Annotated in this window: 16 protein-coding genes, 9 tRNA genes and 4 rRNA genes (1 of these 29 only partly in view); 28 read left to right on the forward strand and 1 reads right to left on the reverse strand. The window is 41.2% G+C overall.

Annotation, left to right across the window (positions count from 1 at the left end; all coding sequences use genetic code 11):
* From rrf (LJY09_RS00170) to rsmI, 23 genes are all read left to right on the forward strand, one after another.
* A 5S ribosomal RNA gene (gene rrf, locus LJY09_RS00170) occupies positions 1-31 on the forward strand (it extends 85 nt beyond the left edge of the window).
* 9 nt (positions 32-40) lie between these two features.
* Positions 41-116, forward strand: a tRNA-Val gene (locus LJY09_RS00175).
* A gap of 3 nt (positions 117-119) precedes the next feature.
* A tRNA-Thr gene (locus tag LJY09_RS00180) sits at positions 120-195 on the forward strand.
* A 7-nt stretch (positions 196-202) separates the two neighbouring features.
* Positions 203-278, forward strand: a tRNA-Lys gene (locus LJY09_RS00185).
* A 13-nt stretch (positions 279-291) separates the two neighbouring features.
* Positions 292-373, forward strand: a tRNA-Leu gene (locus LJY09_RS00190).
* 23 nt (positions 374-396) lie between these two features.
* A tRNA-Gly gene (locus tag LJY09_RS00195) sits at positions 397-471 on the forward strand.
* A 14-nt stretch (positions 472-485) separates the two neighbouring features.
* Positions 486-574 (forward strand) — tRNA-Leu (locus LJY09_RS00200).
* Positions 575-583: 9 nt separating this feature from the next.
* Positions 584-660 (forward strand) — tRNA-Arg (locus LJY09_RS00205).
* Positions 661-664: 4 nt separating this feature from the next.
* Positions 665-741: transfer RNA gene (locus LJY09_RS00210), tRNA-Pro, on the forward strand.
* Positions 742-746: 5 nt separating this feature from the next.
* A tRNA-Ala gene (locus LJY09_RS00215) sits at positions 747-822 on the forward strand.
* An 85-nt stretch (positions 823-907) separates the two neighbouring features.
* Positions 908-2,459 (forward strand): 16S ribosomal RNA (locus LJY09_RS00220).
* A gap of 225 nt (positions 2,460-2,684) precedes the next feature.
* Positions 2,685-5,620 (forward strand): 23S ribosomal RNA (locus LJY09_RS00225).
* 63 nt (positions 5,621-5,683) lie between these two features.
* A 5S ribosomal RNA gene (gene rrf, locus LJY09_RS00230) occupies positions 5,684-5,799 on the forward strand.
* Together the 16S, 23S and 5S rRNA genes with 9 tRNA genes alongside form the textbook arrangement of a ribosomal RNA operon.
* 138 nt (positions 5,800-5,937) lie before the next feature.
* Entirely contained in the window at positions 5,938-6,120 is a 183-nt protein-coding gene (locus LJY09_RS00235; protein WP_013081329.1) for a sigma factor G inhibitor Gin, read from the forward strand.
* A gap of 153 nt (positions 6,121-6,273) precedes the next feature.
* Positions 6,274-7,698, forward strand: a complete 1,425-nt coding sequence (locus tag LJY09_RS00240; RefSeq protein WP_028412631.1) for an aminotransferase class I/II-fold pyridoxal phosphate-dependent enzyme — start codon at positions 6,274-6,276, stop codon at positions 7,696-7,698.
* Between the two features lie 16 nt (positions 7,699-7,714).
* Positions 7,715-8,341: a dTMP kinase gene (tmk, locus tag LJY09_RS00245; protein WP_028412632.1), complete on the forward strand. Its 627-nt coding sequence runs from the start codon at positions 7,715-7,717 to the stop codon at positions 8,339-8,341.
* Positions 8,342-8,404: 63 nt separating this feature from the next.
* Positions 8,405-8,734, forward strand: coding sequence for a cyclic-di-AMP receptor (locus LJY09_RS00250; protein WP_013054845.1), 330 nt, complete (start codon positions 8,405-8,407; stop codon positions 8,732-8,734).
* Between the two features lie 33 nt (positions 8,735-8,767).
* Positions 8,768-9,760: a DNA polymerase III subunit delta' gene (holB, locus tag LJY09_RS00255; protein WP_013054846.1), complete on the forward strand. Its 993-nt coding sequence runs from the start codon at positions 8,768-8,770 to the stop codon at positions 9,758-9,760.
* Between the two features lie 4 nt (positions 9,761-9,764).
* The gene (locus LJY09_RS00260; RefSeq protein WP_013054847.1) at positions 9,765-10,592 is read left to right on the forward strand and encodes a PSP1 domain-containing protein; all 828 of its coding nucleotides are present in this window, start codon (positions 9,765-9,767) and stop codon (positions 10,590-10,592) included.
* Positions 10,593-10,606: 14 nt separating this feature from the next.
* Positions 10,607-10,972: a DNA replication initiation control protein YabA gene (gene yabA / locus LJY09_RS00265; protein ID WP_013054848.1), complete on the forward strand. Its 366-nt coding sequence runs from the start codon at positions 10,607-10,609 to the stop codon at positions 10,970-10,972.
* A 78-nt stretch (positions 10,973-11,050) separates the two neighbouring features.
* Positions 11,051-11,797, forward strand: a complete 747-nt coding sequence (locus LJY09_RS00270; protein WP_028412633.1) for a tRNA1(Val) (adenine(37)-N6)-methyltransferase — start codon at positions 11,051-11,053, stop codon at positions 11,795-11,797.
* On the forward strand, positions 11,784-12,071 hold the full coding sequence (locus LJY09_RS00275) for a GIY-YIG nuclease family protein (RefSeq protein WP_098113851.1): 288 nt from the start codon (positions 11,784-11,786) through the stop codon (positions 12,069-12,071). Before LJY09_RS00270 ends, LJY09_RS00275 begins: the two co-directional genes overlap by 14 nt.
* On the forward strand, positions 12,049-12,921 hold the full coding sequence (rsmI, locus tag LJY09_RS00280) for a 16S rRNA (cytidine(1402)-2'-O)-methyltransferase (RefSeq protein ID WP_016762698.1): 873 nt from the start codon (positions 12,049-12,051) through the stop codon (positions 12,919-12,921). The genes LJY09_RS00275 and rsmI overlap by 23 nt, the downstream gene beginning before the upstream one ends.
* A gap of 32 nt (positions 12,922-12,953) precedes the next feature.
* On the opposite strand, the gene LJY09_RS00285 is transcribed toward rsmI, so the two are convergent.
* Positions 12,954-13,244, reverse strand: coding sequence for a transition state genes transcriptional regulator AbrB (locus tag LJY09_RS00285; protein ID WP_170836841.1), 291 nt, complete (start codon positions 13,242-13,244; stop codon positions 12,954-12,956).
* Between the two features lie 566 nt (positions 13,245-13,810).
* On the opposite strand from LJY09_RS00285, the gene metG reads away from it, so the two are divergent.
* The 5 genes from metG (at position 13,811) to yabG (ending at position 19,244) form a co-directional block, all read left to right on the forward strand.
* Positions 13,811-15,793, forward strand: a complete 1,983-nt coding sequence (gene metG / locus LJY09_RS00290) for a methionine--tRNA ligase (RefSeq protein ID WP_028412634.1) — start codon at positions 13,811-13,813, stop codon at positions 15,791-15,793.
* A 71-nt stretch (positions 15,794-15,864) separates the two neighbouring features.
* Positions 15,865-16,635 (forward strand): TatD family hydrolase, encoded by a 771-nt coding sequence (locus tag LJY09_RS00295; RefSeq protein WP_028412635.1) that lies wholly within the window; start codon positions 15,865-15,867, stop codon positions 16,633-16,635.
* Between the two features lie 223 nt (positions 16,636-16,858).
* Complete coding sequence (gene rnmV / locus LJY09_RS00300; RefSeq protein WP_028412636.1) at positions 16,859-17,422, forward strand: ribonuclease M5; 564 nt, start codon at positions 16,859-16,861, stop codon at positions 17,420-17,422.
* Positions 17,416-18,294 carry a 16S rRNA (adenine(1518)-N(6)/adenine(1519)-N(6))-dimethyltransferase RsmA gene (gene rsmA / locus LJY09_RS00305; protein ID WP_028412637.1) on the forward strand — a complete coding sequence of 293 codons (879 nt, stop codon included), beginning with the start codon at positions 17,416-17,418 and terminating at the stop codon, positions 18,292-18,294. Before rnmV ends, rsmA begins: the two co-directional genes overlap by 7 nt.
* Positions 18,295-18,371: 77 nt before the next feature.
* On the forward strand, positions 18,372-19,244 hold the full coding sequence (gene yabG / locus LJY09_RS00310) for a sporulation peptidase YabG (RefSeq protein ID WP_028412638.1): 873 nt from the start codon (positions 18,372-18,374) through the stop codon (positions 19,242-19,244).
* The last annotated feature ends 108 nt before the right edge of the window (positions 19,245-19,352 follow it).

Consider the following 19,352-nt stretch of genomic DNA (forward strand, 5'->3'; position numbering starts at 1 on the left):
TTGTCCCTGTGAGAGTAGGACGTTGCCAGGCTTTTATATCGGAGGATTAGCTCAGCTGGGAGAGCACCTGCCTTACAAGCAGGGGGTCGGCGGTTCGATCCCGTCATCCTCCACCATTTGCCGGTGTAGCTCAACTGGTAGAGCAACTGACTTGTAATCAGTAGGTTGGGGGTTCAAGTCCTCTTGCCGGCACCAGTTTTTCGAGCCATTAGCTCAGTTGGTAGAGCATCTGACTTTTAATCAGAGGGTCGAAGGTTCGAGTCCTTCATGGCTCACCATTTATATTCACACGCGGGTGTGGCGGAATTGGCAGACGCGCTAGACTTAGGATCTAGTGTCTTACGACGTGGGGGTTCAAGTCCCTTCACCCGCATCTTTACTTAATTTCATATATGTGCGGAAGTAGTTCAGTGGTAGAACACCACCTTGCCAAGGTGGGGGTCGCGAGTTCGAACCTCGTCTTCCGCTCCACATATATAAGTCCTGCCGGGGTGGTGGAATTGGCAGACACACAGGACTTAAAATCCTGCGGTAGGTGACTACCGTGCCGGTTCAAGTCCGGCCCTCGGCACCATTTTAATAAGCGCCCGTAGCTCAATTGGATAGAGCGTTTGACTACGGATCAAAAGGTTAGGGGTTCGACTCCTCTCGGGCGCGCCATAAACGGGAAGTAGCTCAGCTTGGTAGAGCACTTGGTTTGGGACCAAGGGGTCGCAGGTTCGAATCCTGTCTTCCCGACCATTTATGGGGCCTTAGCTCAGCTGGGAGAGCGCCTGCCTTGCACGCAGGAGGTCAGCGGTTCGATCCCGCTAGGCTCCACCAATCGGAATTTTGAACTTTGAAAACTGAACAAAGCGACAAACGTCAACGTTAATTTTTATTTTTTAAATTGAGCAAGTCAAACATTTCTTCGGAGAGTTTGATCCTGGCTCAGGATGAACGCTGGCGGCGTGCCTAATACATGCAAGTCGAGCGAACTAATTAGAAGCTTGCTTCTATGACGTTAGCGGCGGACGGGTGAGTAACACGTGGGCAACCTGCCTGTAAGACTGGGATAACTTCGGGAAACCGAAGCTAATACCGGATACGATCTTCTCCTTCATGGGAGATGATTGAAAGATGGTTTCGGCTATCACTTACAGATGGGCCCGCGGTGCATTAGCTAGTTGGTGAGGTAACGGCTCACCAAGGCAACGATGCATAGCCGACCTGAGAGGGTGATCGGCCACACTGGGACTGAGACACGGCCCAGACTCCTACGGGAGGCAGCAGTAGGGAATCTTCCGCAATGGACGAAAGTCTGACGGAGCAACGCCGCGTGAGTGATGAAGGCTTTCGGGTCGTAAAACTCTGTTGTTAGGGAAGAACAAGTACGAGAGTAACTGCTCGTACCTTGACGGTACCTAACCAGAAAGCCACGGCTAACTACGTGCCAGCAGCCGCGGTAATACGTAGGTGGCAAGCGTTATCCGGAATTATTGGGCGTAAAGCGCGCGCAGGCGGTTTCTTAAGTCTGATGTGAAAGCCCACGGCTCAACCGTGGAGGGTCATTGGAAACTGGGGAACTTGAGTGCAGAAGAGAAAAGCGGAATTCCACGTGTAGCGGTGAAATGCGTAGAGATGTGGAGGAACACCAGTGGCGAAGGCGGCTTTTTGGTCTGTAACTGACGCTGAGGCGCGAAAGCGTGGGGAGCAAACAGGATTAGATACCCTGGTAGTCCACGCCGTAAACGATGAGTGCTAAGTGTTAGAGGGTTTCCGCCCTTTAGTGCTGCAGCTAACGCATTAAGCACTCCGCCTGGGGAGTACGGTCGCAAGACTGAAACTCAAAGGAATTGACGGGGGCCCGCACAAGCGGTGGAGCATGTGGTTTAATTCGAAGCAACGCGAAGAACCTTACCAGGTCTTGACATCCTCTGACAACTCTAGAGATAGAGCGTTCCCCTTCGGGGGACAGAGTGACAGGTGGTGCATGGTTGTCGTCAGCTCGTGTCGTGAGATGTTGGGTTAAGTCCCGCAACGAGCGCAACCCTTGATCTTAGTTGCCAGCATTTAGTTGGGCACTCTAAGGTGACTGCCGGTGACAAACCGGAGGAAGGTGGGGATGACGTCAAATCATCATGCCCCTTATGACCTGGGCTACACACGTGCTACAATGGATGGTACAAAGGGCTGCAAGACCGCGAGGTCAAGCCAATCCCATAAAACCATTCTCAGTTCGGATTGTAGGCTGCAACTCGCCTACATGAAGCTGGAATCGCTAGTAATCGCGGATCAGCATGCCGCGGTGAATACGTTCCCGGGCCTTGTACACACCGCCCGTCACACCACGAGAGTTTGTAACACCCGAAGTCGGTGGAGTAACCGTAAGGAGCTAGCCGCCTAAGGTGGGACAGATGATTGGGGTGAAGTCGTAACAAGGTAGCCGTATCGGAAGGTGCGGCTGGATCACCTCCTTTCTAAGGATTTTTACATGACGTACGTTTTGACACTTTGTTCAGTTTTGAGAGTTCAATCTCTCAATTATAGAAAGCACACTACTTTCTTCTTATTAGATAAGAAGAATTTTGGTTGCGATTGTTCTTTGAAAACTAGATAACAGTAATTGCTGAGGAAAAGTGAAACTTTTCTTTAATCAAACCAATAAATAACACAACTTTATGTTGTACCATTTATTCGCTAATGGTTAAGTTAGAAAGGGCGCACGGTGAATGCCTTGGCACTAGGAGCCGATGAAGGACGGGACTAACACCGATATGCTTCGGGGAGCTGTAAGTGAGCTTTGATCCGGAGATTTCCGAATGGGGAAACCCACTGTTCGTAATGGAACAGTATCTTTATCTGAATACATAGGATATTGAAGGCAGACCCGGGGAACTGAAACATCTAAGTACCCGGAGGAAGAGAAAGCAAATGCGATTTCCTGAGTAGCGGCGAGCGAAACGGAATTAGCCCAAACCAAGAGGCTTGCCTCTTGGGGTTGTAGGACACTCTATACGGAGTTACAAAGGAACGAAGTAAATGAAGCGACCTGGAAAGGTCCGTCGAAGAAGGTAACAACCCTGTAGTTGAAACTTCGTTCCCTCTTGAGTGGATCCTGAGTACGGCGGAACACGTGAAATTCCGTCGGAAGCTGGGAGGACCATCTCCCAAGGCTAAATACTACCTAGTGACCGATAGTGAACCAGTACCGTGAGGGAAAGGTGAAAAGCACCCCGGAAGGGGAGTGAAAGAGATCCTGAAACCGTGTGCCTACAAGTAGTCAGAGCCCGTTAACGGGTGATGGCGTGCCTTTTGTAGAATGAACCGGCGAGTTACGATCCCATGCAAGGTTAAGCTGATAAGGCGGAGCCGTAGCGAAAGCGAGTCTGAATAGGGCGTTTAGTATGTGGTTGTAGACCCGAAACCAGGTGATCTACCCATGTCCAGGGTGAAGTTCAGGTAACACTGAATGGAGGCCCGAACCCACGCACGTTGAAAAGTGCGGGGATGAGGTGTGGGTAGCGGAGAAATTCCAATCGAACCTGGAGATAGCTGGTTCTCTCCGAAATAGCTTTAGGGCTAGCCTCATGTTGTGAGAGTCTTGGAGGTAGAGCACTGATTGGACTAGGGGCCCCCAACGGGTTACCGAATTCAGTCAAACTCCGAATGCCAAAGACTTATCCATGGGAGTCAGACTGCGAGTGATAAGATCCGTAGTCAAAAGGGAAACAGCCCAGACCACCAGCTAAGGTCCCCAAGTATACGTTAAGTGGAAAAGGATGTGGAGTTGCTTAGACAACCAGGATGTTGGCTTAGAAGCAGCCACCATTTAAAGAGTGCGTAATAGCTCACTGGTCGAGTGACTCTGCGCCGAAAATGTACCGGGGCTAAACGTATCACCGAAGCTGTGGATTGACATCTTTGATGTCAGTGGTAGGAGAGCGTTCTAAGTGCTGTGAAGTCAGACCGTAAGGACTGGTGGAGCGCTTAGAAGTGAGAATGCCGGTATGAGTAGCGAAAGACAAGTGAGAATCTTGTCCACCGAATGCCTAAGGTTTCCTGAGGAAGGCTCGTCCGCTCAGGGTTAGTCGGGACCTAAGCCGAGGCTGAAAAGCGTAGGCGATGGCCAACAGGTTGATATTCCTGTACCACCTCCCCGCCGTTTGAGTAATGGGGGGACGCAGTAGGATAGGGTAAGCGCGCTGCTGGATATGCGCGTTCAAGCAGTTAGGCTGATGAGTAGGCAAATCCGCTCATCATAAAGGCTGAGCTGTGATGACGAGGGAATTATAGTACCGAAGTTCCTGATTCCACACTGCCAAGAAAAGCCTCTAGCGAGGCGGGAGGTGCCCGTACCGCAAACCGACACAGGTAGGCGAGGAGAGAATCCTAAGGTGATCGAGAGAACTCTCGTTAAGGAACTCGGCAAAATGACCCCGTAACTTCGGGAGAAGGGGTGCTCTGGTAGGGTGTATAGCCCGAGAGAGCCGCAGTGAATAGGCCCAGGCGACTGTTTAGCAAAAACACAGGTCTCTGCGAAGCCGCAAGGCGAAGTATAGGGGCTGACGCCTGCCCGGTGCTGGAAGGTTAAGAGGAGGGGTTATCCTTTGGGAGAAGCTCTGAATCGAAGCCCCAGTAAACGGCGGCCGTAACTATAACGGTCCTAAGGTAGCGAAATTCCTTGTCGGGTAAGTTCCGACCCGCACGAAAGGCGTAACGATCTGGGCACTGTCTCAACGAGAGACTCGGTGAAATTATAGTACCTGTGAAGATGCAGGTTACCCGCGACAGGACGGAAAGACCCCGTGGAGCTTTACTGTAGCCTGATATTGAATTTTGGTACAGCTTGTACAGGATAGGTAGGAGCCTGAGAAGCCGGAGCGCTAGCTTCGGTGGAGGCGTCGGTGGGATACTACCCTGGCTGTATTGAAATTCTAACCCGCGGCCCTGATCGGGCCGGGAGACAGTGTCAGGTGGGCAGTTTGACTGGGGCGGTCGCCTCCTAAAATGTAACGGAGGCGCCCAAAGGTTCCCTCAGAATGGTTGGAAATCATTCGTAGAGTGTAAAGGCACAAGGGAGCTTGACTGCGAGACCTACAAGTCGAGCAGGGACGAAAGTCGGGCTTAGTGATCCGGTGGTTCCGCATGGAAGGGCCATCGCTCAACGGATAAAAGCTACCCCGGGGATAACAGGCTTATCTCCCCCAAGAGTCCACATCGACGGGGAGGTTTGGCACCTCGATGTCGGCTCATCGCATCCTGGGGCTGTAGTCGGTCCCAAGGGTTGGGCTGTTCGCCCATTAAAGCGGTACGCGAGCTGGGTTCAGAACGTCGTGAGACAGTTCGGTCCCTATCCGTCGTGGGCGTAGGAAATTTGAGAGGAGCTGTCCTTAGTACGAGAGGACCGGGATGGACACACCGCTGGTGTACCAGTTGTCTTGCCAAAGGCATCGCTGGGTAGCTATGTGTGGACGGGATAAGTGCTGAAAGCATCTAAGCATGAAGCCCCCCTCAAGATGAGATTTCCCATAGCGCAAGCTAGTAAGATCCCTGAAAGATGATCAGGTTGATAGGTCAGAGGTGGAAGCGTGGCGACATGTGTAGCTGACTGATACTAATCGATCGAGGACTTAACCAAACTTTTAAAAGCGTAAGCTTTACTCAGCAAACTGTTACCTAGTTTTGAGAGAACAATCTCTTGTCTGGTGGCGATAGCGAAGAGGTCACACCCGTTCCCATACCGAACACGGAAGTTAAGCTCTTTAGCGCCAATGGTAGTTGGGACTTTGTCCCTGTGAGAGTAGGACGTTGCCAGGCACTTGAAAAAAGACTAGCTATTTTAGCTAGTCTTTTTTTATTATTCACAAAGTATAAGCTATCTACATAAAATGGGGTAAATGAACTGCATAAAGAAGTTACATCTTGTCGATACTTATTTAGTGGAGGTGGAGAGTAATGGAAAAACAAATTAAAACATGTTCCGTTTGTCATGAACAGCATACAAAGGGTATTGAGGTGTTTTCCAGCTTTATATGCCAACACTGCGAGGTAGAGATTGTAGAGGTGGATTCATCTCATTTTCGTTATCAATTGTTAGTAAATCAATTAAAGAGAATATCAGGAGCGTTTTCTTACTAAAAGCCCTTTTTTATAAGGGCTTCTTTATATGGCTCAAAAAAATCATCTAAGTTTGTTATAATGAAAGAAAAATGAATTTTGATAGGAAAAATGCTTACATATTCTTTTATCAAGTTAACAATGTTATATTTACAAAAAGTAAGGAATGGATGTATGGATACATATTTACCTTTATATAACCGTTTAGTAAGGCATAGCGAAAAGAGGTCACTCTCTTACCACGTGCCCGGCCATAAAAATGGTCAAATTCTACCTTCACATATTCAGTCTTCTTACGCAGATTTTTTGCAATACGATCTAACGGAAATTAGCGGATTAGATGATTTACATGAAGCAGAATCTGTTATTAAAGAAGCACAAGAGTTAACGGCAAAGTTGTATGGAGTAGATGAAAGCTTTTTTTTAGTTAATGGTTCTACTGTAGGCAACCTCTCAGCAATTTTATCTCTTTGTCAAGAAGGAGATAAAATTGCTGTTCAAAGAGATTCTCATAAATCTATTTTTAATGCTATTACTTTATCAAAGGCATCACCTATTTTTTTAGCTCCTGAAATAGATTCAAAAACACATCTTAGTACAGGTGTATCCATTAAAACAATTAAAGCGGCTTTAGAGCGTTCTGAGGATATAAAAGCATTTGTATTAACAAATCCTACTTACTACGGGGTGGCACGAGATTTAAAGGAGACCATTGACTTTATTCATAGCTACAATATTCCTATAGTTATTGATGAAGCTCATGGAGCCCATTTTATTTTAGGCAATCCTTTTCCGTCGTCAGCTGTTACGTATGGAGCTGACCTTGTCGTTCAGTCAGCACATAAAACGCTACCAGCTATGACAATGGGTTCTTATTTACATATGCAGGGAACATTAGTGAATAAGCAAGCGGTGCGCCATTACCTACAAGTACTTCAGTCAAGCAGTCCTTCATACCCTATTATGGCTTCTCTCGATTTGGCACGGTATTATCTGCAGCAGTTTACACAGCATGATATCGATAGAATGACTGACAATATTCATTCGTTTGTTGAAAAGATTAATAAGATTGATACACTTTCAACTATTAATGTGGAAACAGATCAAACTGCTACCGACCTTTTGAAAATGACATTGACTTGTTCGGCGGCAACAGGATATGATTTGCAAAAGGAACTGGAAAAACAAGATATTTATACAGAACTAGCTGACGTTAACTATGTATTGTTTGTTCTACCGTTAAGCAGCAGTTGGGACTTTAATGATACAATTAAGCGGGTTAGACAAGCAGTAGCAAATATACAGCGTAAGTCGTATGAAAAACCACTAATCAAACCATTTCGTTTTTCAAGGGCAACGGTTCTCCTGTCTATGGAAGAAAGAAAATTAAGGACAAAGCATATGTGTTCGTTTGAAGAAGCGATTGGGTGTGTAAGCGCACAATCTATTATTCCATATCCTCCTGGAATTCCTATTTTAATGGAGGGAGAAACGATTACGAGCAATCATATTGACTATATTTTGCATATTCAAAGGTTAAATGGTCATATTCAAGGCGGCTCTTGTATGGAAGAAGGAAAGATAGAAGTATTTAAATAGAGAAAGGAATTTATACATGTCAGGAACGTTTATTACATTCGAAGGGCCAGAGGGTGCTGGTAAGACGACCATCATCCATATGGTTCAACAAAAATTAATACAAGATGGCTATAACATTGTATTAACAAGAGAGCCTGGAGGCATACGAATTGCTGAACAAATTCGTGAAATCATCTTAAATCCATCTAACACGGAAATGGATGCCAGAACAGAAGCACTTCTTTACGCTGCGGCTAGGAGACAACATCTTGTAGAAAAAGTGATTCCTGAGCTAAATAAAGGGAATATAGTATTATGTGACCGTTTTATTGATAGCTCACTTGCTTATCAAGGAAATGCGCGGGGGATAGGTGTAGAAGATATTTTTGCTATCAATCAATTTGCTATTGAGCAAACGATGCCACAGGCCACTTTATATTTTGATATTGAGCCTGAGGTAGGATTAGAAAGAATTAATAAAGGTCGAAAAGATGAGATTAATCGATTAGATTTAGAATCCTTAGACTTTCATTACAAAGTACGAGATGGATATCTATCTCTTTTGAGTCAATTTCCAGAGCGTATTCGCCGAATTGATGCAAATCAATCCATTGAAAAGGTCTGTGAAGAAGCTTATAAACAGATACAATTGATTTTAAAATAAATACAGATGATTGTTATTCTTGCTATACTATTCTTAACAATAAAGTAAAATGAGGTGTTATTCATGAAATTAGTAATGGCCGTTATTCAAGATTCAGATAGCTCAAAGCTTTTAAATGCACTTGTAGAAAGAGGATTTCGTTCAACCAAATTATCAAGTACGGGCGGATTTTTAAAATCAGGGAATACAACAATTATGATTGGTACAGATGATCATAAAGTAGATGAAGTACTTGATATTATTAAGGGCCAATGTGAAAACCGCAGACAGATGATTTCTCCTGTGGCACCGATGGGTGGTAATGCAGATTCATACATTCCGTATCCTGTTGAAGTTGAAGTGGGCGGAGCTACAGTATTCGTACTACCAGTAGATCAATTTCATCAATTTTAAGAGAGAAGATTTTAAATAGAAAGTGATGATTGAATGGGAAATACATGGGAACAGCTTGAAGCTCTTCAGCCGAACGTATTAAAGATTTTGCAAAACAGCTTACTTAAAGAGCGAGTTGCTCATGCTTATTTATTTGAAGGAAGCAAAGGAACAGGTAAAAAACAAATTAGTTTTTTGTTTGCTAAAGCACTGTTTTGCCAAAATCCAGTTAATCATAGGCCATGCCATGAGTGCAGTAACTGCCGGCGAATTGATTCAGGTAATCATCCAGATATTCACTTGATTGAGCCAGCTGGTTTATCGATTAAAAAAGAGCAAATTCAATTCTTGCAATCAGAATTCACAAAAACCGGTGTTGAATCTAATAAAAAGTTATATATTGTGAATCATGTTGATAAAATGACAGTAAGCGCAGCAAATAGTTTACTGAAATTTTTAGAAGAGCCTGGCAACGGAACTTATGCAATTTTATTAACAGAAAATATACAGCGCTTATTAGATACGATTATCTCACGTTGCCAAGTAATATCATTTCGATCTCTTACACCAGAACAGTTAGCTGAAAAACTAGTAGAAAATGGCCTTTCCGCAGTAGATGCGTCCATCTTGTCTAATTTAACAAACAGCATTGATGAAGCAATTGAATTAAGTAAAGATGAATGGTTTGGACTTGCAATAAAGTTAGTGATACAATTATATGAAGTGTTAACAACGAGACCTCAACAAGCTCTTCTTTTTATTCATGAAAAGTGGGTAACACATTTTAAAGAAAAAGAACAAGCTCATATTGGTTTAACTTTATTGATGCTTCTTTACCGTGATTTGTTGACGCTGCAAGTTGGACAAGAGTCTAAAATCGTCTATCGTCATAAAATAGAAGAATTAAAACAGCAAGCTCTTCAGACAACGCAGGAAAAAGCGATTTATCGCTTAGAGGTTATCTTGAAGGCCAAAAATAAATTAAATTCAAATATGAATCTACAGTTATTAATGGAACAGCTGGTGTTGGATTTGCAGGAGGGATAAAAGCTTGTATGATGTAGTAGGCGTTCGCTTTAAAAAAGCGGGAAAAATATATTATTTTGACCCTGGAGAACTTACAATTCCAGATGGTGAGTTTGTTATTGTAGAAACAGTTCGTGGTGTTGAATTTGGCAGAGTGGTTATTAACAAAAAGCAAGTAAGTGAACATGATGTCGTGCTTCCTTTGAAAAAAGTAATCCGCATTGCTGAACAAAAAGACAGGCTGATTGTGGATGAAAATAAACAAGCTGCTAGAGAAGCGTATGACGTATGCGTGCAAAAAATTCAATCACACGATTTAGATATGAAGTTAGTAGATGTAGAATATACGTTTGATCGTAATAAAGTCATTTTTTATTTTACAGCAGACGGCCGTATTGATTTTAGAGAGCTAGTTAAAGATTTAGCTGCTATTTTCCGTACGCGAATTGAGCTTCGTCAAATTGGTGTACGAGACGAGGCAAAACTGTTGGGTGGGATAGGTCCTTGTGGACGTATGCTATGTTGCTCAACGTTTTTAGGTGATTTTGAGCCGGTTTCTATTAAGATGGCCAAAGACCAAAACCTATCGCTTAATCCAACGAAAATTTCTGGTTTATGCGGACGTTTGATGTGTTGTTTAAAATATGAAAATGATGAGTATGAAACGGCAAAAGAACAGCTTCCTGATATAGGCTCAACAATTAAAACTTCAGATGGTTCAGGACGTGTAGTAGGTTTGAATATTTTGGAAAGAATTATTCAAGTGGAACTGTCAGATCACGAACAAATTTTAGAGTATACTCTGGATGAGATCAATAATGAAGGTGCTGTTTCGTTTCAAGCCACAGATTAACGAGGTGGGCAAAGGTGGATAAAAAAGAGATTTTTGATTCGGTGACAAACATGGAGGAACAAATTGGTCATTTATATAAGCAGTTAGGTGAGTTGAAAGAGCATCTTGCTGAGCTAATTGAAGAAAATCATCATCTGCAAATAGAAAATGATCATTTGCGCCGTCGCCTTGACCAGACAAACTTCGAAACGAAGCTGAAAAATAGACATTCAAAAGCAAGCGCTCAAACAAAAGAGCAAAAACAAATTGATATCGGAGAAGGATATGACAATTTGGCTCGCCTTTACCAAGAGGGTTTTCATATTTGTAACATTCATTATGGAAGTGTGCGTAAAGATGGAGACTGTTTGTTTTGCTTGTCATTTTTAAATAAAAAGTAACAACACCTCTCCCTTTTGGAGAGGTTCTTTTTATGAGTAAAAGATGTAAATAATAGATGTACAAGGAGAAGAACGATTATGGTTGAGTTATATGGAGATGAACGTTTAGATTATCTATTAGCCGATGAGGAAATGCGCATTATTCAAAGTCCATCTGTCTTTTCCTTTTCATTGGATGCTGTGCTTTTATCTCACTTTGCTTATGTCCCAATTCGTAAAGGCAACTTGGTTGATTTATGTTCAGGAAACGGTGTAATCCCACTGTTTTTATCTAAACGAACAAAGGGAAAAATCATTGGTGTAGAAATTCAAGAGCGGCTACATAGTATGGCACAAAGAAGTATTGCGTATAATCAGCTGGATGGGCAGATTAAAATGATACATGGTGATTTAAAAAATGCACCTCAAGAACTGGGTTATGGAAAATATGATGTTGTAACATGTAATCCTCCTTATTTCACCACATCCAATAAAGAAGAAATAAATGAAAACGAACACTTTGCAATCGCTCGCCACGAAATTCATTGTTCGTTGGAAGATGTGATTAGAGCCAGTAGTCAACTAGTTAAGCAAGGCGGAAAAGTAGCATTGGTTCACCGTCCAGGGAGACTATTAGATATCGTTACGTTAATGAGGCAATACCGTTTAGAGCCAAAGAGACTTCAGTTTGTCTATCCTAAAGATGGGAAAGAAGCAAATACACTTTTAATTGAAGGTACGAAGGATGGAAGTCCAGATTTAAAGATTCTTCCTCCGCTGGTGGTCTACCAAGATAATGATGAATACACGGACGAATTAAAAAGGATTTTATATGGAACAGAATAATCATTATTTTTATGTAGTTGAATGCAAGGACTGTACGTATTACGCTGGTTACACGAATAATTTGCAAAAACGTATTTCTGTCCATAATGAAGGGAAAGGGGCAAAATATACGAGAGCAAGAAGGCCTGTTTCATTAATTTGGCATGAGGTGTTTACTTCTAAAACAGAAGCTATGCAAAAAGAGTATTGGTTCAAACAGTTAAGCAGAATGCAAAAACAGGCTTACATTCGAAGGGAGCAAGAAAAGCAGAATGAAATCACAAAAAAGTTATGATGTATCGAATGAACGAGGCGTTTTATATTTAGTTCCCACTCCTATTGGAAACTTAGAGGATATGACATTTCGTGCGATTCGAATTTTAAAAGAAGTTGATTATATTGCCGCAGAAGATACGAGACAAACGAAAAAACTATGTAACCACTTTGAAATCGATACGCCTATTACAAGTTATCATGAACATAATAAACATACAAAAAGTGAACAGCTGTTAAGCGACTTGGACAGTGAAAAAAATATTGCTTTAGTAAGCGACGCGGGTATGCCCTGTATTTCAGATCCTGGTTATGAGTTAGTGGTAGCTGCCGTTAAAGAAGGATATACGGTTGTTCCGCTGCCGGGGCCTAACGCAGCATTAACAGCTTTAATTGCTTCTGGTCTACCTACAGGGCAGTTTTATTTCTATGGATTTTTAAACAGAAATAAAAAACAGCGTAAAGAACAGCTTCAAGAGCTTCAGTATATTAAAGAAAGCATGATATTTTATGAAGCCCCTCATCGATTAAAAGAAACGCTAAAGAGTATAGAAGAAATTTTAGGGAACCGATCTATTGTGTTATGTAGAGAGTTAACCAAACGCTATGAAGAATTTTTAAGAGGAAGCGTATTAGAAGCAATTGAATGGACAAATGCCACAGATATTAGAGGGGAATTCTGCTTAATTCTTGAAGGGACAAATGAAGAAGCGCCAGATGAAAGTAATCTATGGTGGGAACAGCTCACCATTATCGAGCACGTTGATCACTATGTAGAAGAAGGACTTTCAAACAAAGAAGCGATTAAGCAAGTGGCAAAAGACCGAGATGTATCAAAACGAGACATTTATAGTGAATATCACGTACATTAAAAAAAGCTGTCTATCATAGACAGCTTTTCGTTTTATTTAGAAGCTTGTAAAGAATCTTGAAGTTCTTTCATGATTTGTTCTGCACCTTCACGGCTTAGAATTAATTTGCCGCTAGCAAGTTGAATGTTATCATCAGATACTTCACCTGTTACTTGGCAAGTCATGTTTGGTTTATATTTTTTTAAGATGATGCGCTCTTCATCTACATAGATTTCTAGAGCATCTTTCTCTGCAATTCCTAATGTACGACGTAATTCAATTGGAATTACTACGCGTCCTAATTCATCAACTTTACGAACAATACCTGTAGATTTCATGTTAATCGTTCTCCTCTCAATGATCATTTTTCTATGTTATTACTTTCGTCATTATTCGACAATTTCAACGTACTTTCATAATACCAGCGTTTCCAAAACTAGTCAATCATTTTATATGTAAAAAAATGTAGCTGGGAAAAAATTTTTTCCCCGACTCGTTTAGAAGCTAATTGTGACCGTCAGTCAAGGAATGACAAGGGGTTTCATTGGAAAAAAGATTAATCGCCTAAATAGCTTGATATTAACTATTTTGAAGATAGGGTAAATATAATTCGACATAAAACGACAAAATTAGACCTATTTGTCGTTTTTATCAAAGTGACTTTTTGAATGGGGGTATATTTTTTATAAAAATAGGGCGAAGCTGATACAATTAACAGGATTATTTTTTGGGAAAATAACGATTATTTAAAAATGAAGTGAATCCGTCATATTCCCGTGTATATAGGAAGAGAATGTTTTGAAATTATCATGTAAAATAGTATGATAGATAGTAGAATAAGAAGACAGGGTTTATATGATTACATCCATATAAATCAAAATGTTGAAATGGAATGTTGGAGGTTATGAACATGGCAGATGGAAATAATACATTTTACATTACTACGCCGATTTATTATCCGAGTGGTAAATTACATATAGGGCACGCATACACGACGGTAGCGGGAGATGCAATGGCTCGTTATAAACGTTTGAGAGGGTTTGACGTACGTTATTTAACAGGTACGGATGAACATGGTCAAAAAATTCAGCGAAAAGCAGAAGAGAAAAACGTGACACCTCAGCAATACGTAGATGATATTGTCTCTGGAATCAAAGAGCTGTGGGATAAGATGGATATTTCGTATGACGATTTTATCCGTACAACAGAACCAAGACATAAAGAAATCGTGGAAAAGATTTTCGCGCGCCTTTTAGAACAGGGTGATATTTATCTTGATGAGTATGAAGGTTGGTATTCAGTTCCCGATGAGACGTACTATACAGAGCATCAACTAGTAGATCCAATCGTTGAAAATGGAAAAGTTGTAGGTGGGAAAAGCCCGGATAGCGGACACCCTGTAGAGCTCGTTCGAGAAGAGTCCTATTTCTTTAAAATGGGGAAATACGTAGATCGTTTACTAGCTTTTTATGAAGAGAACCCTTCATTTATTCAACCGGAGTCTCGTAAAAACGAAATGATCAATAATTTTATTAAGCCGGGTCTTGAAGACTTAGCTGTTTCTCGTACGACGTTTGATTGGGGGGTAAAAGTTCCAGGTAACCCAAAACACGTTATTTACGTATGGATTGATGCGCTTTCTAACTATATCACCTCTCTTGGGTATGATACTGAAAATGATGAAAACTATCGAAAATACTGGCCGGCTAACGTACATTTAGTAGGAAAAGAAATCGTACGTTTCCATACCATTTATTGGCCAATCATGTTGATGGCACTTGATTTGCCACTTCCTAAGAAAGTATTTGCTCACGGCTGGTTATTAATGAAAGATGGAAAGATGTCGAAGTCAAAAGGGAATGTAGTAGACCCAGTGACATTGATTGACCGCTATGGGTTAGATGCCCTTCGTTACTACTTGCTTCGTGAAGTTCCATTCGGTTCAGACGGTGTATTCACACCAGAAGCGTTTGTTGAACGTATTAACTTTGACTTAGCAAATGACCTTGGCAACCTAGTTAACCGTACAGTGGCGATGATTAATAAGTATTTTGATGGTGTTATTCCGACTTATGAAGGAAATGTAACCGAGTTTGATGCACTTATCGTACAAGCTCAAAAAGATACAGTGAATAAATATGAAGAAGCGATGGAGGATATGGAGTTTTCAGTGGCTCTTGCTTCTATCTGGCAATATGTAAGCCGCACGAATAAATACATTGATGAAACGCAGCCTTGGGCGTTAGCAAAAGATGAGAATAAGCGTGCAGAACTTGCTTCCGTTATGACACATCTAGCTGAATCAATTCGTCACATTGCGGTATTACTACAGCCGTTCTTAACACGTACACCTGAGAAAATTTTTGCTCAGATCGGTGTAAAAGAAGATGTGTTAAAAACGTGGGAAAGCACGACGCGCTTTAATATGCTTAAAGAAGGCACAAAAGTAGAAAAAGGTGAGCCAATGTTCCCTCGTCTAGATCGAGAAGAAGAGGTAGCGTTTATTAAAGAGCAGATGCAAGGAAGTGCTCCGAAGGAAGAAAAACCTGTTGTGAAGGAAGAGCCTTCTGAAGAGATTACGATTGATGATTTCATGAAAGTAGAGCTTCGTGTAGCGCAAGTTACGCAAGTAGAACCAGTTAAGAAGGCAGATAAACTATTAAAGCTGCAGCTTGATCTTGGCTATGAAAAACGCCAAGTTGTATCAGGTATTGCCAAGTTTTATAAGCCTGAAGAATTAGTAGGTCGCAAAGTAATTTGTGTAACCAACTTAAAACCTGTAAAATTGCGCGGCGAACTATCACAAGGAATGATTTTAGCCGGTGAAGATGAGAATGGTCTTTCACTAGCAAGCGTAGATCAAAACTTAGCAAACGGCACGAAGATAAAATAAGTATAGTTAAAAGGGGTGTTTCACGTGTAACATGCGAGGACCCCCTTTTATTCATGGAAAGGATCGATTAGATGTTATTTGATACACATGTTCATTTAAACGCAGAACAGTATGAAGACGATTTGCAAGAAGTAATTAATCGCGCGTTAGAAAAAGGTGTTCAAAACATGGTGGTTGTTGGATTTGATGAACCTACCATTAAAAAAGCTATTCAAATAGCTGAAACGTACGACTTTATCTATGCTAGTGTAGGCTGGCATCCAGTAGATGCAATTGATATGACGGATGAGCATTTAGCTTGGATTGAAGAGTTAGCTCAGCATCCGAAAGTTGTGGCTTTAGGAGAGATGGGATTAGACTATCATTGGGATAAATCACCTAAAGAGGTTCAAAAGGACGTATTTCGCCGTCAAATTCGCTTAGCGCGCAAAGTGAATTTACCTATCATTATTCATAATCGTGATGCCACCGAAGACGTGGTAACCATTTTAAAAGAAGAGCACGTAGAGGAAGTAGGCGGGATTATGCATTGCTTCACGGGCAGTATTGAAGTAGCGAAGCAGTGTATGGATATGAATATGTATATTTCTTTTGGTGGACCTGTTACTTTTAAAAATGCAAAAAAACCAAAAGAAGTTGCTGCAGAACTTCCTTTAGATAAACTATTAATTGAAACAGACTGTCCTTATCTAACTCCTCATCCATTCCGCGGCAAGCGCAATGAACCTGGTTATGTGTCATACGTAGCGGAGCAAATTGCAGAGTTAAAAGGCATAACGTATGAAGAGTTGGCTGATATTACAACAGCTAACGCTAAAAAGCTATTTGGCATTAATGATTAAAACTTTTTCTCATATAACAATCATTTTCGTGTTAAAGTAAAGATAGGCGCAGAGGAGAATGTTATCCTCTGCCTTTTTCAGTTAAAATAACAGATAGATGCTTTTTAATTTAGTTGATAATAAGATAAAACGTTGATTTCATAGAAGAAAAATGATGTGAGTAACGAGCATTTCATTTTTACTGAAAAGCAAATGAACAAAACTGAATGTTTTGGAGGAAGAAATGAAGATTAAAGAAATTATTGTAGTAGAAGGTCGGGACGATACCGTAGCGATTAAACGTGCAGTGGATGCGGATACTATCGAGACAAATGGATCAGCTGTAAATGAAGAAACCATTGAAAAAGTAAAATTAGCTCAAAAAACAAGAGGCGTAATTATTTTTACAGATCCAGATTATCCAGGACAGCGAATTCGAAATATTGTTTCAGAACGTGTTCCAGGATGTAAACATGCATTTTTAGATAAAGAAGAGGCTCGCCCTAAAAACGGCAAAGGTATTGGAGTTGAACATGCTTCTATTGCGTCTATTCAAAAAGCACTAAAAGATGTAAAGCAAGAGTGGGTAGAAGCAGATATGGAGATTTCTCAAGAGGATTTAATCGTAGCTCGTTTGGTAGGAGATAGTAAAGCCAAGTCTCGACGTGAAAGAATAGGAAAGTTATTAAAAATAGGCTATGCCAATGGAAAGCAGCTTCATAAACGATTACAGATGTTCCAAATTTCAAAAGAGGAGTTTATCAAAGCTGTTGAGCAGATAAATAAGGAGGAAAAGGAATCGTGTTAAAAGATATTGCAACGCCTAATCGAACCAAGGAAATTTTAAAGAAATACGGTTTTACATTTAAAAAGAGTTTGGGACAAAATTTTTTAATTGATACGAACATTTTACATCGCATTGTTGATCATGCAGAAATAACAGAAGAAACGGGAGCAATTGAAATTGGACCCGGTATCGGAGCGTTAACTGAACAGCTAGCAAAGCGCGCAAAAAAAGTACTGGCATTTGAAATCGACCAGCGTCTGCTTCCGATTTTAGCCGACACTCTTTCTCCTTACCCAAATGCAAAAGTTATTCATCAAGATGTGTTAAAAGCGGATTTAAAAGAGACGCTCGAACAAGAATTCGAAAACATAGAAGATTTAATGGTCGTTGCGAATTTACCGTATTACGTGACGACACCCATTTTGATGAAATTATTAGAAGAGCAAATTCCGGTACGGGGAATCGTTGTTATGCTTCAAAAAGAAGTTGCCGACCGTATAGCAGCTAAACCGGGAACAAAGGAGTACGGTTCACTTTCTATTGCGATTCAATACTATACAGAGGCTGAGACGGTTATGATTGTGCCTAAAACAGTATTTAATCCGCAGCCTAATGTAGATTCAGCTGTTATTCGGCTGCTGAGAAGACCGAAGCCAGCGGTAGAAGTACAAGATGAAGCATTCTTCTTCCAAGTTGTACGAGCAAGTTTTGGACAGCGCCGAAAAACTATTTTAAACAATCTAGTGAACAACTTGCCAAATGGGAAACAGAAAAAAGCGGACATTGAGCAAGCACTTGCAACTGCTGAAATTGATCCGAAAAGAAGAGGCGAAACGCTGTCTATTCAAGAATTCGGAGCGTTAAGTGACCAACTTTTAAAATCATTTCGCTAAATCATCACATTTTTATCATGAAGTCATAGGCTATGAAGAGAATTTATTTTTGAAGTAGCAAAGACGGAGTGAAGCATATGAACATCAAAATTGGTGATATAGTTACACGACCTTCTTATCAAAGAGATTTGCTTTTTCGTGTTATAGCTATTAATGACAGCGAAGCGGGGAAATATGCGACTTTAATAGGAGAAGACGTTCGGTTGATTGCCGACGCTCCTTGTACAGATTTAGAGGTTGTGGATGCTAAAGAACAGGATCAAAGAAAAAAACAAGAAGAAGAACTTTTAGAAAGATCCTTGGAGCTTATTCAACAGGATTATCGGCTCGTTCGAGAGAAAACTGAATATAGCATGACTAATGGATACAGCCATTCACATCGCTTGTTTCAAATTCCTGGAAAGGTCCTGCACGTAGACGGAGACCCTAATTATTTACGTAAATGTTTATTAGTTTACGAAAAAATTGGTGTTCCTGTTTATGGTGTTCATTGCGTAGAGTCAGAGATGCCGGAGAAAGTTGGAAAGTTAATTGAGGATGTAAGGCCTGATATTCTGGTGCTGACAGGGCATGATGCTTATTCCAAAGGAAAAGGAAATAAGGATGATCTTCTTGCTTATAGACATTCCAAGCACTATATTCGAACAGTCCAAGAAGCAAGAAAAAGAGTTGGTAATTTAGATCAGCTGGTGATTTTTGCAGGTGCCTGTCAATCGCATTTTGAATTATTGATTCAAGCTGGAGCAAACTTTGCTAGTTCACCTTCGCGTGTAAATATTCATGCGCTTGACCCCGTGTATGTAGTAGCAAAACTAAGTTTTACTCCTTTCACGGATCGTATTAATGTATGGGACGTCTTACGTAATACATTAACGGGTGCTAAAGGTTTAGGAGGAGTAGAAACAAAAGGGCTGCTTCGCACGGGCATGCCTTATGAAAGCGATGAGTAGAAATAAAAACAACTGGTTACAGCATGTACACGCATGATGTGCAACCAGTTGTTTTTTCGTATGAAGCCAAAGTATACGCTGAATTTCACAAAATCATTTTCAATATTT

This window comes from Priestia sp. J2 (genome assembly GCF_020790095.1).
In the GTDB taxonomy this organism is placed as follows: Bacteria; Bacillota; Bacilli; order Bacillales; family Bacillaceae_H; genus Priestia; species Priestia zanthoxyli.